At 71.3% G+C, this 15,957-nt stretch carries 10 protein-coding genes; 6 read left to right on the top strand and 4 right to left on the bottom strand.

Going from position 1 to position 15,957, the window contains the following annotated elements; translation table 11 throughout:
- Positions 1-240: 240 nt before the first annotated feature.
- Complete coding sequence (hpf, locus tag ACF09K_RS07920) at positions 241-933, top strand: ribosome hibernation-promoting factor, HPF/YfiA family (protein ID WP_392241653.1); 693 nt, start codon at positions 241-243, stop codon at positions 931-933.
- Positions 934-1,139: 206 nt separating this feature from the next.
- The gene (locus ACF09K_RS07915; protein WP_392241616.1) at positions 1,140-1,886 is read left to right on the top strand and encodes a response regulator; all 747 of its coding nucleotides are present in this window, start codon (positions 1,140-1,142) and stop codon (positions 1,884-1,886) included.
- 57 nt (positions 1,887-1,943) lie between these two features.
- Here ACF09K_RS07915 and ACF09K_RS07910 read toward each other — a convergent pair whose 3' ends face one another.
- Both ACF09K_RS07910 and ACF09K_RS07905 read right to left on the bottom strand, forming a co-directional pair.
- Positions 1,944-3,140 (bottom strand): winged helix-turn-helix domain-containing protein, encoded by a 1,197-nt coding sequence (locus tag ACF09K_RS07910; protein WP_392241615.1) that lies wholly within the window; start codon positions 3,138-3,140, stop codon positions 1,944-1,946.
- 59 nt (positions 3,141-3,199) lie between these two features.
- On the bottom strand, positions 3,200-3,796 hold the full coding sequence (locus ACF09K_RS07905) for a GNAT family N-acetyltransferase (protein ID WP_392241614.1): 597 nt from the start codon (positions 3,794-3,796) through the stop codon (positions 3,200-3,202).
- Positions 3,797-4,076: 280 nt separating this feature from the next.
- On the opposite strand from ACF09K_RS07905, the gene secA reads away from it, so the two are divergent.
- A complete protein-coding gene (gene secA / locus ACF09K_RS07900; protein WP_392241613.1) occupies positions 4,077-6,914 on the top strand; it encodes a preprotein translocase subunit SecA in 2,838 nt (945 codons plus the stop codon).
- A gap of 119 nt (positions 6,915-7,033) precedes the next feature.
- Here secA and ACF09K_RS07895 read toward each other — a convergent pair whose 3' ends face one another.
- Entirely contained in the window at positions 7,034-7,675 is a 642-nt protein-coding gene (locus tag ACF09K_RS07895; protein ID WP_392241612.1) for an Rv3235 family protein, read from the bottom strand.
- Positions 7,676-7,998: 323 nt separating this feature from the next.
- On the opposite strand from ACF09K_RS07895, the gene ACF09K_RS07890 reads away from it, so the two are divergent.
- Both ACF09K_RS07890 and ACF09K_RS07885 read left to right on the top strand, forming a co-directional pair.
- On the top strand, positions 7,999-8,520 hold the full coding sequence (locus tag ACF09K_RS07890) for a DUF6912 family protein (protein ID WP_392241611.1): 522 nt from the start codon (positions 7,999-8,001) through the stop codon (positions 8,518-8,520).
- A gap of 139 nt (positions 8,521-8,659) precedes the next feature.
- Positions 8,660-9,325 carry an HAD family hydrolase gene (locus ACF09K_RS07885; RefSeq protein ID WP_392241610.1) on the top strand — a complete coding sequence of 222 codons (666 nt, stop codon included), beginning with the start codon at positions 8,660-8,662 and terminating at the stop codon, positions 9,323-9,325.
- A 105-nt stretch (positions 9,326-9,430) separates the two neighbouring features.
- Here ACF09K_RS07885 and ACF09K_RS07880 read toward each other — a convergent pair whose 3' ends face one another.
- Positions 9,431-9,997 (bottom strand): DJ-1/PfpI family protein, encoded by a 567-nt coding sequence (locus ACF09K_RS07880; RefSeq protein WP_392241609.1) that lies wholly within the window; start codon positions 9,995-9,997, stop codon positions 9,431-9,433.
- A gap of 840 nt (positions 9,998-10,837) precedes the next feature.
- On the opposite strand from ACF09K_RS07880, the gene ACF09K_RS07875 reads away from it, so the two are divergent.
- Positions 10,838-15,793, top strand: a complete 4,956-nt coding sequence (locus ACF09K_RS07875; protein WP_392241608.1) for an NAD-glutamate dehydrogenase — start codon at positions 10,838-10,840, stop codon at positions 15,791-15,793.
- Positions 15,794-15,957: the final 164 nt, after the last annotated feature.

The raw sequence follows: 15,957 nt of genomic DNA, 5'->3' as shown, positions 1-15,957 counted from the left end.
CGACATCCGTCCGGGCGAGATATGTTCGGTTGTGAGGGAAAGCCGCAGGCCAGACCTCTCGAATCCGAATGCCGTGCTGCGCTTCGAGGTAATCACCGTGGCGTCTGGGGTGGAGATCTCGCCCATGGGGGAGGAGGAGGTGGAAGTCACCGAGTCCGAGGTTCCGGTGTCCACCGGAACCTGGTGCAAAAGGGAGATGCTCCGCCGTCGATGCGGAGCGATCCGGGAACGGAGTTCTGCGTGGACATCGTCGTCAAGGGCCGCAAGACCGAGGTGCCCGAGCGGTTCCGCAAGCACGTGGCCGAGAAGCTGAACCTGGAGAAGATCCAGAAGCTCGACGGCAAGGTGATGAGCCTCGACGTCGAGGTGTCCAAGGAGCCGAACCCCCGACAGGCCGACCGGTGCGACCGAGTGGAGATCACGCTCCGCTCCCGGGGGCCGGTGATCCGTGCGGAGGCAGCGGCCAGCGACCCGTACGCGGCACTCGACCTGGCGGCGGAGAAGCTGGACGCCCAACTGCGCAAGCAGCACGACAAGCGGTACACCCGGCGCGGCGCGCGGCGGATCCCGGCGGCGGAGGTCGCCGACCACGTGCCGGGCGTCGCGACCCTCGGCAGCAATGGCCACCCCGTCCCGTCCGAAGAGTCCGACAGCGTACCGACGAAGAAGATCGGGTCGCTGGAGGTACAGGGCGACGGCCCGCTCGTGGTGCGCGAGAAGACCCATGTGGCCGCCCCCATGACTCTTGACCAGGCTCTTTACGAGATGGAGCTGGTCGGGCACGACTTCTATCTCTTCGTCGACTCCGAGACGAAGGAGCCGAGCGTCGTCTACCGGCGGCACGCCTACGACTACGGCGTGATCCACCTCAGCACGGACCCCATGGTCGCTCAGGCCCCGGCCCCCGAGGCGGGCGGTGCGCTGGGCGGCTGACCCCGCGGCCCGGTGACAGCCGAGCAGGTGCCCCTGGAGCGCGTGTGCGCCCCCAGGGGCACCCCTGTGCGCCCCTTCGGGCATCGCTCCGTCACCGGGTTGTCGCCCGGGCATGGAATCATGGCGGCAACGGCTCAACCGGTGGGTCGTTGCCTTGCGTTGGCGATGGCACGGGACCACGGCCACAGCCTTCAGGGGGAGGAACGATGGCGGACAGCTTCGGACCGATGCGCGACGGGGATGCCGTCGGGGGCGTCGTCGGCACGGGCCCGGACGGGGGCGCTCCCCGCAAGGAGCCGATCAGGGTTCTGGTGGTGGACGACCATGCCCTGTTCCGCCGCGGGCTGGAGATCGTGCTCGCCGCGGAGGAGGACATCCAGGTCGTCGGTGAGGCGGGGGACGGGGCGGAGGCCGTGGACAAGGCGGCCGATCTGCTGCCCGACATCGTGCTGATGGACGTACGGATGCCGAAGCGCGGGGGTATCGAGGCGTGCACCTCGATCAAGGAGGTGGCTCCCAGCGCGAAGATCATCATGTTGACGATCAGCGACGAGGAGGCCGATCTCTACGAGGCGATCAAGGCGGGTGCGACGGGCTATCTCCTGAAGGAGATCTCCACGGACGAGGTGGCCACGGCGATTCGGGCGGTGGCGGACGGGCAGTCGCAGATCAGTCCCTCGATGGCGTCGAAACTGCTGACCGAGTTCAAATCGATGATCCAGCGCACCGACGAGCGCAGGCTGGTGCCCGCGCCGCGGTTGACGGACCGTGAGCTGGAAGTGCTCAAGCTCGTCGCGACGGGGATGAACAACCGGGACATCGCGAAGGAGTTGTTCATCTCCGAGAACACCGTGAAGAACCACGTGCGGAACATTCTGGAGAAGTTGCAGCTGCACTCCAGGATGGAAGCGGTGGTGTACGCGATGCGGGAGAAGATTCTCGAGATCCGGTAACCCGGGTGACTCCGGTCGCCCGGGTGGCTCCGCCGGCTCCGGTTGCCCGGGCGGCGGTCAGGCGAGGGCCCGGGCGAGTTCCTGGACGAGGGGGGCGCGCAGTTCGGGGGCGTCGACGCGTTCCACGCGTACGTCCGTGCAGCCCACCCAGCTCGCCGCCTCGGTCAGGGCCTGTGCGACGGCGGGGACGGCCCTGGGGCCGTCCAGGGTGATCTGCCGGGCGACGAGGGTGCGGCCCTCGCGGGCGGGGTCGACGCGGCCGACGAGGCGGCCGCCGGCGAGCACCGGCATGGCGAAGTAGCCGTGGATCCGCTTGGGTTTGGGCACGTAGGCCTCCAGGCGGTGGGTGAAGCCGAAGAGTCGCTCGGTGCGGGCGCGTTCCCAGATGAGGGAGTCGAACGGGGACAGCAGCGTCGTGCGGTGGCGGCCGCGGGGCGCCGTCCGCAGGGCCGCCGGGTCGGCCCAGGCCGGTTTTCCCCAGCCGGCGACGGTGACCGGGACCAGGCCGGAGTCGGCGATCACCGCGTCGACCTGTTCGCCCTTGAGGCGGTGGTAGTCGGCGATGTCCGCGCGCGTGCCGACGCCCAGGGCGCGGCCGGCGAGGCCGACCAGGCGGCGCAGGCACTCGGTGTCGTCGAGTTCGTCGTGCAGCAGGTCGGCGGGGACGGCGCGTTCGGCGAGGTCGTAGACCCGCTTCCAGCCGCGGCGTTCGACGCAGACCACTTCGCCGTACATCAGGGCGCGTTCGACGGCGACCTTGGTGCCGGACCAGTCCCACCACTCGCTGGTCTTCTTGGCGCCGCCCAGTTCGGTGGCGGTCAGGGGGCCCTCGGCGCGCAGTTGCTCGATGACCTGGCCGTAGGTGTCCCCGGGGAGGGCGTGGTTCCAGTGCGGGCGGTTGCGGTAGGCGCGGCGGCGGAAGGCGAAGTGGGGCCACTCCTCGATGGGGAGGACGCACGCGGCGTGGGACCAGTACTCGAAGGCGTGGGGCCGGGCGCCGGGTGTGCCGGGGGCGGGTTTCCAGTAGGCGTCCTCGACGGCGGTGCGGCCGACGGCGCCGAGGCGGGCGTAGGGGATGAGTTCGTGGGAGCGGGCGAGGACGGAGATGGTGTCGAGCTGGACGGCGCCGAGGTGGCGCAGGACGCCGCGGACGCCGGCTCTGCGGTCGGGCGCGCCGAGGAGGCCCTGGGCGCGCAGGGCGATGCGGCGGGCCTCGTCCGCGGAGAGTTCGGTGGCGGGGTGCGGGGTCGTCATGGTGCGCACGATAGGGGGTGGGTCTGACAGCCGGTGCCGGGCCGCGGGTCCGTCCGTGCTCAGGCGGGGCCGGTGGTGGGGCCGGGGTGCGGTGGGGCCGGAAGGTAGGGGGCCGTCGAGGGCAGGCCGAGGTCCGAGGGGAGCAGGGAGGCCACCCAGCAGTCGCGTCGTACGCCCTTGTTGTCGATCGCGGAGCGCAGGGTGCCCTCCAGGGTGAAGCCGGCGCGGCGGGCGACGGCGAGGGAGGCGGCGTTGCCGACCTCCGCGCGCCATTCGACGCGGTCGACGGCGAGGTGGGTGAAGGCCCAGCGGGAGGCGGCGACGGTGGCCTCAGTGGTGTAGCCGTGGCCGCGGTGCTCCCTGGTGGTCCAGAAGCCGACCTCGGCGGTGCCGAGGGAGCGCAGGGTGAGGCTGAGGAGGCCGGTGAGGCTGTCGTCGGGGAGGAAGACGCCGAAGGTGAACATCGAGCGGTCGGCCCAGCCTTCGGGGGCGAGCTGCTCGGTGAAGCTGCGGGCGTGTTCGGCGAGGTAGGGGGAGGGGATGGTGGTCCAGCGCTGGATGTCGGGGTCCTGGGCGGCGGCGTGGACCGCGTCGGTGTCCCGGGGGCCGACCGGGCGCAGGACGAGGCGGTCGGTGGTGAGGGTGACGGGCTCCATCGGCCGATTCTGTGCGCGGGCCGGTGCGGGCGCCATCCTTTTCCCGGAGGGTGACCGGGTGATCACTTTCCGCGCAATTCGCCGGGCCGGCGCGGCACCATCGGCGGGGTCCGGCCGTTGTGCCTGTGACGGGGGAATCCGGCACCGCCGTCAGGCGGTGTGCGGTCCGCGTCACGGCAGGCCTCCCGGCGTGGCGGGGTCCTCGCATACGATGGCCGTTGCTCAGTGAGTCACATGAAACCGACCGTCCCAGGCCCGACCGGCAAGGAGACCAACCCCCGTGTCCGTCCTCTCGAAGATCATGCGTGCAGGCGAAGGCAAGATCCTGCGCAAGCTGCACCGCATCGCGGACCAGGTCAACTCCATCGAAGAGGACTTCGTCGACCTCTCCGACACCGAGCTGCGGGCCCTCACCGATGAGTACAAGCAGCGGTACGCCGACGGCGAGACGCTGGACGACCTGCTGCCGGAGGCGTTCGCCACGGTGCGTGAGGCCGCCAAGCGCGTCCTGGGCCAGCGTCACTACGACGTGCAGATCATGGGCGGCGCCGCCCTGCACCTCGGCTACGTCGCCGAGATGAAGACCGGTGAGGGAAAGACGCTGGTGGGCACGCTGCCCGCGTACCTGAACGCCCTGTCGGGTGACGGCGTCCACCTGATCACGGTCAACGACTACCTGGCCGAGCGCGACTCCGAGATGATGGGCCGCGTCCACAAGTTCCTCGGACTGTCCGTCGGTTGCATCCTCGCCAACATGACGCCGGCCCAGCGCCGCGAGATGTACGCCTGCGACATCACGTACGGCACGAACAACGAGTTCGGCTTCGACTACCTGCGCGACAACATGGCATGGTCCCAGGACGAGCTCGTCCAGCGCGGCCACAACTTCGCGATCGTCGACGAGGTCGACTCCATCCTGGTCGACGAGGCGCGTACGCCGCTGATCATCTCGGGTCCGGCGGACCAGGCGACGAAGTGGTACGGCGACTTCGCCAAGCTGGTCCTGCGTCTCAAGCGCGGCGAGGCGGGCAACCCGCTCAAGGGCATCGAGGAGACCGGCGACTACGAGGTCGACGAGAAGAAGCGCACGGTCGCCATCCACGAGGCCGGGGTCGCCAAGGTCGAGGACTGGCTGGGCATCGACAACCTCTACGAGTCGGTGAACACGCCTCTGGTGGGCTACCTGAACAACGCCATCAAGGCGAAGGAGCTCTTCAAGAAGGACAAGGACTACGTCGTCATCGACGGCGAGGTCATGATCGTCGACGAGCACACCGGCCGTATCCTCGCGGGCCGCCGCTACAACGAGGGCATGCACCAGGCGATCGAGGCGAAGGAAGGGGTGGACATCAAGGACGAGAACCAGACGCTCGCGACGATCACCCTGCAGAACTTCTTCCGCCTGTACAAGCGCCACGACCACAACGGCAAGGAACTGCCGGGCCTGTCCGGCATGACCGGTACGGCGATGACCGAGGCCGCCGAGTTCCACCAGATCTACAAGCTCGGCGTGGTGCCGATCCCGACGAACAGGCCGATGGTCCGCAAGGACCAGTCGGACCTCATCTACCGCACCGAGGTCGCGAAGTTCGAGGCGGTCGTCGACGACATCGCCGAGAAGCACGAGAAGGGCCAGCCGATCCTCGTCGGCACGACGTCGGTCGAGAAGTCCGAGTACCTGTCGCAGCAGCTCAGCAAGCGGGGCATCCAGCACGAGGTGCTGAACGCCAAGCAGCACGACCGTGAGGCGCAGATCGTCGCGCAGGCGGGCCGCAAGGGCGCCGTGACGGTGGCCACGAACATGGCCGGTCGTGGTACGGACATCAAGCTGGGCGGCAACCCGGAGGACCTCGCGGAGGCGGAGCTGCGCCAGCGCGGTCTCGACCCGGAGGAGCACATCGAGGAGTGGGCCGCGGCGCTGCCGGCCGCCCTGGAGAAGGCCGCACAGGCCGTCAAGGCGGAGAAGGAGCAGGTCGAGGAGCTCGGCGGGCTGTACGTGCTGGGTACCGAGCGGCACGAGTCGCGGCGTATCGACAACCAGCTGCGCGGTCGTTCCGGCCGTCAGGGCGACCCGGGCGAGTCCCGCTTCTACCTGTCGCTGGGCGACGACCTGATGCGTCTGTTCAAGGCGCAGATGGTGGAGCGCGTGATGTCCATGGCGAACGTGCCGGACGACGTGCCGATCGAGAACAAGATGGTCACGCGGGCCATCGCGTCCGCGCAGTCGCAGGTCGAGACGCAGAACTTCGAGACGCGCAAGAACGTCCTGAAGTACGACGAGGTCCTCAACCGGCAGCGCGAGGTCATCTACGGCGAGCGGCGTCGTGTCCTGGAGGGCGAGGACCTCCAGGAGCAGATCCACCACTTCATGGACGACACGATCGACGCGTACGTGTCGGCGGAGACCGCGGAGGGCTTCGCCGAGGACTGGGACCTGGACCGGCTCTGGAGCGCCTTCAAGCAGCTGTACCCGGTGAAGATCACCGTGGAGGAGCTGGAGGAGGCGGCCGGGGACCGTGCGGGGCTCACCGCCGAGTTCATCGCCGAGTCCATCAAGGACGACATCCGCGAGCAGTACGAGTCGCGGGAGAAGCAGCTCGGTTCCGAGATCATGCGTGAGCTGGAGCGGCGGGTCGTGCTGTCGGTCCTGGACCGCAAGTGGCGTGAGCACCTCTACGAGATGGACTACCTCCAGGAGGGCATCGGCCTGCGCGCGATGGCGCAGAAGGACCCGCTGGTCGAGTACCAGCGTGAGGGCTTCGACATGTTCTCCGCGATGATGGACGGCATCAAGGAGGAGTCCGTCGGCTACCTGTTCAACCTGGAGGTCCAGGTCGAGCAGCAGGTCGAGGAGGTGCCGGTCGAGGACGCGGCGCCGGTCGACATGGAGAAGCAGGACGTGGTGCCGGCGCAGGCCCGTCCGGAGATCCGGGCCAAGGGTCTGGACGCCCCGCAGCGGCGGAACCTGCACTTCTCGGCGCCGACCGTGGACGGCGAGGGCGGCACCGTCGAGGGCGACTTCGAGAGCGACGAGGAGCCCGTGCGTTCGGAGGCGGACGGTCTGACGCGCGCGGAGCGTCGCAAGCAGGCGAAGGCCGGGCGGCGTCGCAAGAAGTAGTCGTCGCAGGAAGCAGCCGTCGTCAGAAGGAGCCGCGCGAAGCGGGCGCGGGAAGTCGTCGCGGGCCGGATCACCCGAGGGTGGTCCGGCCCGTCGGCGTGCGCGGGGCGGTGTGCCGCTCAGTCGTTGTCGGTGCGGGGCCCGCGGGAGCCGCCGAGTTCCACCGCCGTGCACCGCCAGCGGCGGTCCGTGCCGCGTTCCAGGCGGAACGCCATCGCACGCAGGCGGTCGCCCGCGCCGATGCGGGCGAAGACCTCCAGGGCGCCGGGCCGGGCGACGTAGTAGCCGATGTCGCGTACGACGGGCTGGGTGCCGCGGGTGGTGCGCAGGGGGCCGCTCTCGGCGAGGTGCGCCAGGTCGTCGTAGGCGCGGCCGAGGGTGTGGCGGAGCATCGAGTGGACGGGGCGGCGGCCGCTGAGGACGGCGAGGAGACGGTCGGCGAAGAGATCGGTGGGGCTGGTCGGGCCGGGCTGGGCGAGGGGCCTGCGGGGGTTCTGGGCGGGGGCGGTGGGTGTCGTGCGGTTCGTGGTGGGCGGTGTGGCGGGGAGTGCGCCGGTGGTGGCCGTGGGCCGGTTGTCGGCGGGGCGGGTGCGGGTGGTGGGGAGGGTGCCGGGTGAGCCGGGCGGGCGGCCGCCGGCGGGGGCCGGGCGGGTTCCGCCGCTGGGGGTCCGGGGCGGGGTGCCGGCGGGGCGGCGGGTGTCGCCGCGGCCGGGCGGGCGGCCGCCGGGAGTGCGCTGCGTCCTCGTCATGACCTTGTTCATGGTTGTCCCCGTTCGCTGGGCCCGGCCGACATCGCCTACCAGGCGGTAACTTGCGCTGGGGACCTTCTACTCGGTCGCGGTACGTCACGGCAAATAAGCACAGAGTAGTGTCGGTGGGGTGGGCGGTTTCACCTGTCGGAGTGATGAGGGAGGGCCGAAGCGCAGGTGGGGGCGGTGCATGGGGTGAATTCCGGGGCGCGGGGTGGACGCCCGGGAGGGCGCGGACAGGGACCCGAAAGGGGGCGCCCGCACGTATCCTGGAGGCCCTCCGGAGCTGCGGGGGACACCGAGCGGAGCCTTCGACCACGAAAGAGCGGCCCATCATGCGCGTCTACGTCCCCCTGACCCTCCCCGGTCTCGCCGAGGCGCACGCGACGGGAGAGCTGGGGTCGGCCGGCGGGCCGCTCGTCGCCTACGCCGTCACGCCCGGACTGCGCGAGTGGTACGTCTCCGACGACATCGAGGAACTCGAGTACGCCGCCCTCGGCCGGGCCGCGTTCGCCTCACTGCGGCTGCTGGTGCCGGACGCCGCGGCGCCGCGGCGGCGCGTGGTGGTCGCCGTCGACGTACCGGACGGCGCGGCCGCCTCGGACCCCGACCGCGCCCTGGACCCGGCGGCGCTCGGCGAGGTCCGGGTGACCGGGCCCGTACGGCTGGCCGAGGCGGCCGCCGTGCACGTCGACGCCGACGACGCGGAGGCGGACGTGAGCGCCGCGGTCCGGGCGCTGCCGGCGGCGGACGCCGGCGACGACGACGCCCGGTTCGTGGTCGACGGCGCCGAGGACCACGAACTGCTGTGGTACGCCGCGCAGGAGATCGCCCACCTGGTGGGATCCGACCGCTGAGGACGTGGCCTCCGGCCGCCGGGGGCGGGGCCGGCGGACCCGGGCCACGGGCTCCGGACCGGGTGCCCGGCGCCCGGCGGTCCGGTCGGGCCGGTCACCGCCGTACCGGGTGTCGGTGGGGGCGGGTACGTTTGCGGGTATGGGGAAGCAGGCCGGGGCGCACATCGTGTGGGACTGGAACGGGACGCTGTTCCACGACAACGACGCCATCATCGGAGCCACGAACGCGGCGTTCGTCGAGCTGGGGCTGGAGCCGATCACGCTCGAGCGGTACCGGGCGCTGTACTGCGTACCGGTGCCCAGGTTCTACGAGCGGCTGCTGGGCAGACTGCCCACCGACGCCGAGTGGCAGGTCATGGACGAGGTCTTCCACCGGTACTACGCCGAGCACCGGGTGCGCTGCGGGCTCACCGCCGGCGCGGCGGAGCTGCTCGCCGGATGGAGTTCGGCGGGCCGCAGCCAGTCCCTGCTGAGCATGTACGTGCACGACGAGCTGGTCCCGCTGGTCCGGGGGTTCGGGATCGAGCCGTACTTCGTCCGCGTCGACGGGCGGACCGGGCCGTCCGGCGGCAGCAAGGCCGAGCACATGGTGCGCCACCTGGAGACCCTGGCCGAGGTCGACGTGGAGCGCACCGTGGTCATCGGGGACGCCGCCGACGACGCGGTGGCGGCGCTGCACGTGGGCGCGCGGGCCGTGCTCTACACCGGGGGGTCGCACAGCCGGGCCAGCCTGGAGGGAGTCGGCGTGCCCGTGGTGGACACCCTCCAGGAGGCCGTCGAGACGGCAGAGCGGATGGCCGCCTGACGGGGCGCCCGCGGCGCCGCGTCACCGCGCCCCTGCACCACCGCGCCACCGCATCACCGCATCACCGCGCCACTGCGTCACGGCGCCGCCGCATCGTCGGCTCCGTCAGGTCGCCGGCGCCTTCGTGCGCAGCACCTCCAGGAACGCGCGCATCCACGCGGGATGGTCCGGCCAGGCCCGGGAGGAGACCAGGGTGCCGTCGACGACCGCCTCGGTGTCCTGGAAGGTCGCGCCGGCGCTCTGCATGTCGAGTTCCAGGGCCGGGTACGCCGTGACGCGGCGGCCCGACAGCCCGTCCACCGCGGCGGTCAGCAGCGGCCCGTGGCAGATCTGGGCGACCGGCTTGTCCGTGTCGAAGAACGACTTGAGGATCTTGCGCAGCTCGGGATCGTTGCGCAGGTACTCGGGGGCGCGTCCGCCGGGGATCACGACGGCGGCGTACGCGCCGGGGTCGACCTCGGAGAAGGCGAGGTCGGCGGGCCAGGTGTAGCCGGGCTTCTCGGTGTAGGTGTCGAAGCCGGGTTCGAAGTCGTGGACGACGAAGCGGAGCTGCTTGCGGGCGGGGGCGGCGATGTGGACCTCGTAGCCCTCCTCGCGCAGGCGCTGGTAGGGGTAGAGGACTTCCAGGGACTCCGCTGCGTCGCCGGTGACGATGAGGATCTTCGTGGTCATGTCGGGCGGCTCCTCTCGGGCGGGCGCTCTCCTCGGGCAACCTGCCTCCTGGGCGCGGCCTTGCCAAGAGGTGGGTCGCTCTCAGGGTGCCCGGGGCCGGGCCCGGCGTCGACTTTTCCCACCCCGCCCGTTCCGCCCGCCCCACCCTTTCTCCGGGCTTCCGTGCGCCCCACCCGCCTCGCCGCCCGCCAGCCCCACCTCGCCCTCCGGGCTTCCGTACGCTTCCATCGGCCCCATCGGCCCCATCGGCCCCATCGGCCCCATCGGCCCCATCGGCCCCATCGGCCCCATCGGCCCCATCGGCCCCATCGGCCCCCTCGGCCCCGCCTCGCCGCCCGTCCGCCCCACCGGCCCCGACGGCCTCACCTGGCCCGGTCCGGCCCCTCCCCCGCACATCGCACCCCGCCGCGCCCCTGTGCAGAACGTCAAACTTCCACCTCCGGTTTTGTACACATACGGCTCATGACGGGCCCCCGGTGGGGGGCGATAGCCTGGGGGGCGTGATCAGCGCGATAGCTCGCGGGGGTGCGGTTGCCCCTGCCCCGCGCCCGGTGCGCGCGGACGACATCCGCGGCCGGGCGTCAGTCGCTGGTCCTCGCGGGCGGGACGGGGCCACCAGGGCCCCCAGGGCGCCGTACACACCCCATGAGCAGGCGACGCGGAGAGCAGCGTCACACCTGCGGGGCGCGTCGGGAACAGTCGATAATCCCCCGCTCCTCTCATCCTGCGGCATAGCGTCGGAGCAGCCCGGAGACCCCGGGCCGTGGCGTCGAGCCGCAGGGGAAGAGACCGTACTTCCTTCTACGTCACGCAACGGCGCGCGACAGGAGTCAGAGGACAATGCAGACCAAGCTGGACGAAGCCAAGGCCGAGCTGCTCGAACGGGCGGCCCGGGTCGCTGAGAACAGTCCGGTCGGGGGGCACCTACCGACCGGTACGACGGGTGAGGGCGGTCCGGGGATCCCGGGCGCGCCGGACCACGCGTCCGTCCTCTCGTTCCTCCAGCGCTACTACCTGCACACCGCTCCGGAGGACCTCACCGACCGCGACCCGGTCGATGTCTTCGGAGCCGCCTTCTCGCACTACCGGCTGGCGGAGAACCGCCCCCAGGGCACGGCGAACGTACGCGTCCACACGCCGACCGTCGAGGAGAACGGCTGGACGTGCAGCCACTCCGTCGTCGAGGTCGTCACCGACGACATGCCCTTCCTCGTGGACTCGGTGACGAACGAGCTGACCCGTCAGGGCCGCGGGATCCACCTCGTCATCCACCCGCAGGTCGTCGTCCGCAGGGACGTCACCGGCCGGCTCATCGAGGTGATCGAGGCGCCCCCGGCCGCCGCCGGCCTGCCGCACGACGCGCACGTCGAGTCCTGGATCCACGTCGAGACGGACCGCGAGACCGACCGCGCCGACCTCAAGCAGATCACCGCCGACCTGCTGCGCGTCCTGTCCGACGCCCGCGAGGCCGTCGAGGACTGGGAGAAGATGCGCGAGGCCGCCCTGCGGATCGCCGACGACCTGCCGGACGAACCCGTGCCCGGCGACCTGGCCTCGCCCGACGTGGAGGAGGCCCGCGAGCTGCTGCGCTGGCTGGCCGACAACCACTTCACCTTCCTCGGCTACCGCGAGTACCAGCTGCGCGCCGACGACTCCCTCGCGGCCGTCCCCGGCACCGGCCTCGGCATCCTGCGCGCCGACCCGCATCACGCCGAGGGCGACGCCCACCCGGTCAGCCCCTCCTTCGAGCGGCTCCCGGCCGACGCCCGCGCCAAGGCGCGCGAGCACAAGCTGCTCATCCTGACCAAGGCCAACAGCCGGTCCACCGTGCACCGGCCGTCGTACCTGGACTACATCGGCGTCAAGAAGTTCGACGCCGAGGGGAACGTCGTCGGTGAGCGCCGCTTCCTCGGGCTGTTCTCCTCCGCCGCCTACACCGAGTCCGTGCTGCGGGTGCCGGTCGTGCGGCGCAAGGTCGACAGCGTGCTGAAGGGCGCCGGTTTCTCGCCCAACAGCCACGACGGACGCGACCTGCTCCAGATCATGGAGACCTACCCGCGCGACGAGCTGTTCCAGACGCCGGTCGACGAACTGCGCTCCATCGTCACGTCCGTGCTCTACCTCCAGGAGCGGCGCCGGCTGCGGCTCTACCTGCGCCAGGACGAGTACGGCCGCTACTACTCGGCCCTCGTCTACCTGCCGCGCGACCGCTACACCACCGCCGTACGGCTGCGGATCATCGACATCCTCAAGGAGGAGCTGGGCGGCACCAGCGTCGACTTCACCGCCTGGAACACCGAGTCGATCCTGTCCCGCCTGCACTTCGTCGTGCGGGTCCCGCAGGGCACCGAGCTGCCGCAGCTGTCCGACGGCGACAAGGAACGCATCGAGGCGCGGCTCGTCGAGGCGGCCCGCTCCTGGGAGGACGCCTTCCAGGACGCGCTCAACGCCGAACTCGGCGAGGAGCGGACGGCGGAGCTGCTGCGCCGCTACGGCAACGCCTTCCCCGAGGGCTACAAGGCCGACCACACCCCGCGCTCCGCGGTCGCCGACCTCGTGCACATCGAGCGGCTCACGGAGGAGCAGAACTTCTCGCTCAGCCTGTACGAGCCGGTGGGCGCCGCCCCCGACGAGCGCCGCTTCAAGATCTACCGCAAGGGCGACTCGGTCTCCCTGTCGGCGGTGCTGCCGGTGCTCAACCGCCTCGGCGTCGAGGTCGTCGACGAGCGGCCCTACGAGCTGCGCTGCTCCGACCGCAGTGTCGCCTGGATCTACGACTTCGGCCTCCGGCTGCCCAAGTCGCTGGGCGGCGGCGCCGGCGACCAGCTCGGCGACGACGGGCGCGAACGCTTCCAGGAGGCGTTCGCCGCCACCTGGACCGGCAAGGCGGAGAACGACAGCTTCAACGCCCTCGTCCTGAGCGCCGGGCTCGGCTGGCGGCAGGCGATGGTGCTGCGGGCGTACGCGAAGTACCTGCGGCAGGCCGGTTCCACCTTCAGCCAGGACTACATGGAGGACACCCTCCGCACGAACGTCCACACCACCCGGCTGCTCGTCTCGCTGTTCGAGGCGCGGATGTCGCCCGACCGGCAGCGCGCCGGGCACGAGATCGTCGACGCGCTGCTGGAGGAGCTGGACGCCGCCCTCGACCAGGTGGCCTCCCTCGACGAGGACCGGATCCTGCGGTCCTTCCTCACCGTCATCAAGGCGACCCTGCGCACGAACTTCTTCCAGCGCACCGCGGACGGCACCCCGCACGAGTACGTGTCGATGAAGTTCGACCCGCAGGCCATCCCCGACCTGCCGGCGCCGCGCCCCGCGTTCGAGATCTGGGTGTACTCGCCGCAGGTCGAGGGCGTGCACCTGCGGTTCGGGAAGGTCGCGCGCGGCGGCCTGCGCTGGTCCGACCGGCGCGAGGACTTCCGCACCGAGGTCCTCGGCCTGGTCAAGGCGCAGATGGTGAAGAACACCGTCATCGTGCCGGTCGGCGCGAAGGGCGGCTTCGTCGCCAAGCAGCTGCCGGACCCGGCCGTCGACCGGGACGCGTGGCTCGCCGAGGGCGTCGCCAGCTACCGGACGTTCATCTCGGCGCTCCTCGACATCACCGACAACATGGTCGCCGGGGAGGTCGTGCCGCCGGCCGACGTGGTCCGGCACGACGGGGACGACACCTACCTGGTGGTCGCCGCCGACAAGGGCACGGCGACGTTCTCCGACATCGCCAACGAGGTCGCGCAGTCCTACGACTTCTGGCTCGGCGACGCCTTCGCCTCCGGCGGCTCCGCGGGCTACGACCACAAGGCGATGGGCATCACCGCCCGCGGCGCCTGGGAGTCCGTGAAGCGGCACTTCCGCGAGCTGGGCGTGGACACGCAGGTCGAGGACTTCACCGTCGTCGGCATCGGGGACATGTCCGGTGACGTGTTCGGCAACGGCATGCTGCTGTCCGAGCACATCCGGCTCGTGGCCGCCTTCGACCACCGGCACATCTTCATCGACCCCGAACCCGACGCGGCCACCTCCTACGCCGAGCGCCGCCGCCTGTTCGAGCTGCCGCGCTCCAGCTGGGCCGACTACGACACCGCGCTGCTGTCGGCGGGCGGCGGCGTCTTCCCGCGCACGGCGAAGGCGATCCCCGTCAACGCGCACATCCGGGCGGCCCTCGGCATCGAGGACAAGGTCACCAAGATGACGCCGGCCGACCTGATGAAGGCCGTCCTCAAGGCGCCGGTGGACCTGCTGTGGAACGGCGGCATCGGCACGTACGTGAAGTCGTCGGCGGAGTCGAACGCCGACGTCGGCGACAAGGCCAACGACGCCATCCGCGTCGACGGCGCCGACCTGCGCGCCGGCGTCGTCGGCGAGGGCGGGAACCTGGGCCTGACCCAGCTCGGCCGGATCGAGTACGCGCGCGGCGGCGGCAAGATCAACACCGATGCCATCGACAACAGCGCGGGCGTGGACACCTCCGACCACGAGGTGAACATCAAGATCCTGCTCAACGGCCTGGTCACCGACGGCGACATGACGGTCAAGCAGCGCAACAAGCTGCTCGCCGAGATGACCGACGAGGTCGGCGCCCTCGTCCTGCGCAACAACTACGCGCAGAACACCGCCATCGCCAACGCCCTCGCCCAGTCCAAGGACATGCTCCACGCCCAGCAGCGCTTCCTGCGCCACCTGGTGCGCGAGGGCCACCTCGACCGGGCGCTGGAGTTCCTGCCCACCGACCGGCAGATCCGTGAGCGGCTCTCCTCCGGCCACGGCCTGACCGGGCCCGAGACGGCCGTCCTGATGGCGTACACGAAGATCACGGTGTCGGACGAGCTGCTGCGCACCTCGCTGCCCGAGGACCCCTACCTGCGCGGACTGCTGTACTCGTACTTCCCGACCGCGCTGCGCGAGCAGTTCGCCGAGCAGATCGACAACCACCCGCTGCGCCGCGAGATCACCACGACGGTCCTCGTCAACGACACCGTCAACACCGGCGGTACGACCTACCTGCACCGTCTGCGGGAGGAGACCGGCGCCTCGCTGGAGGAGATCGTGCGGGCGCAGACCGCGGCCCGCGCGATCTTCTGCTCGGCGCCGGTGTGGGACGCGGTCGAGGAACTCGACAACCGGGTCGAGGCCGCCGTCCAGACCCGCATCCGGCTGCACTCGCGCCGCCTGGTCGAACGCGGCACCCGCTGGCTGCTCAACAACCGGCCGCAGCCGGTGCAGCTCGCCGAGACCGTCGAGTTCTTCGCCGACCGCGTCGAGCAGGTCTGGGGTCAGCTGACGAAACTGCTGCGCGGCGCGGACCTGGAGTGGTGGCAGCAGATCCACGACGAGCTGACCGGCGCCGGCGTGCCCGACGAGGTCGCCACCCGGGTCGCCGGGTTCTCGTCCGCCTTCCCCGCCCTGGACATCGTGTCGGTGGCCGACCGCATGGGCCGGGACCCGCTGGACGTCGCCGAGGTGTACTACGACCTCGCCGACCGGCTGCACATCACCCAGCTCATGGACCGCATCATCGAGCTGCCGCGCGCCGACCGCTGGCAGTCCATGGCCCGCGCCTCCATCCGTGAGGACCTGTACGCGGCCCACGCGGCGCTCACCGCGGACGTCCTGGCCGTCGGCGACGGCACCTCGACGCCCGAGCAGCGGTTCACGGCGTGGGAGGAGAGGAACGCGGCGATCCTGGGCCGGGCGCGCACCACCCTGGAGGAGATCCAGAGCTCGGAGACCTTCGACCTCGCCAACCTGTCGGTGGCGATGCGGACCATGCGGACGCTGCTGCGGACGCATTCGTAGGGTCTTGCCGCAAGGGGGGGGTGGGGGCGCCCCCCCCCCCGGGGGGGGGGGGCCCCCCCCCCCCCCCGCGGGCGGGGGGGGGGGGGGGGGGGGGGGGGCCCGGCCGGGGGCGGGGGGGGGGGGGGGGGGGGGGGGGCCGGGGCGGGGGGGGCGCGGGGGGGGGG

The organism is Streptomyces sp. NPDC014882, from assembly GCF_043081325.1.
In the GTDB taxonomy this organism is placed as follows: Bacteria; Actinomycetota; Actinomycetes; order Streptomycetales; family Streptomycetaceae; genus Streptomyces.
Note: the sequence above shows the minus strand (reverse complement) of the source record. Positions and strands in the feature narration are given on the sequence as shown.

Excerpts from the sequence above, each read along its gene's own strand:
- ACF09K_RS07915 (WP_392241616.1), top strand. The coding sequence starts at position 1,140 with ATGGCGGACAGCTTCGGACCGATGCGCGACGGGGATGCCGTCGGGGGC.
- ACF09K_RS07890 (WP_392241611.1), top strand. The coding sequence starts at position 7,999 with ATGCGCGTCTACGTCCCCCTGACCCTCCCCGGTCTCGCCGAGGCGCAC.
- ACF09K_RS07875 (WP_392241608.1), top strand. The coding sequence starts at position 10,838 with ATGCAGACCAAGCTGGACGAAGCCAAGGCCGAGCTGCTCGAACGGGCG.
- ACF09K_RS07880 (WP_392241609.1), bottom strand. The coding sequence starts at position 9,997 with ATGACCACGAAGATCCTCATCGTCACCGGCGACGCAGCGGAGTCCCTG.
- ACF09K_RS07885 (WP_392241610.1), top strand. The coding sequence starts at position 8,660 with ATGGGGAAGCAGGCCGGGGCGCACATCGTGTGGGACTGGAACGGGACG.
- ACF09K_RS07895 (WP_392241612.1), bottom strand. The coding sequence starts at position 7,675 with ATGAACAAGGTCATGACGAGGACGCAGCGCACTCCCGGCGGCCGCCCG.
- ACF09K_RS07910 (WP_392241615.1), bottom strand. The coding sequence starts at position 3,140 with ATGACGACCCCGCACCCCGCCACCGAACTCTCCGCGGACGAGGCCCGC.
- ACF09K_RS07905 (WP_392241614.1), bottom strand. The coding sequence starts at position 3,796 with ATGGAGCCCGTCACCCTCACCACCGACCGCCTCGTCCTGCGCCCGGTC.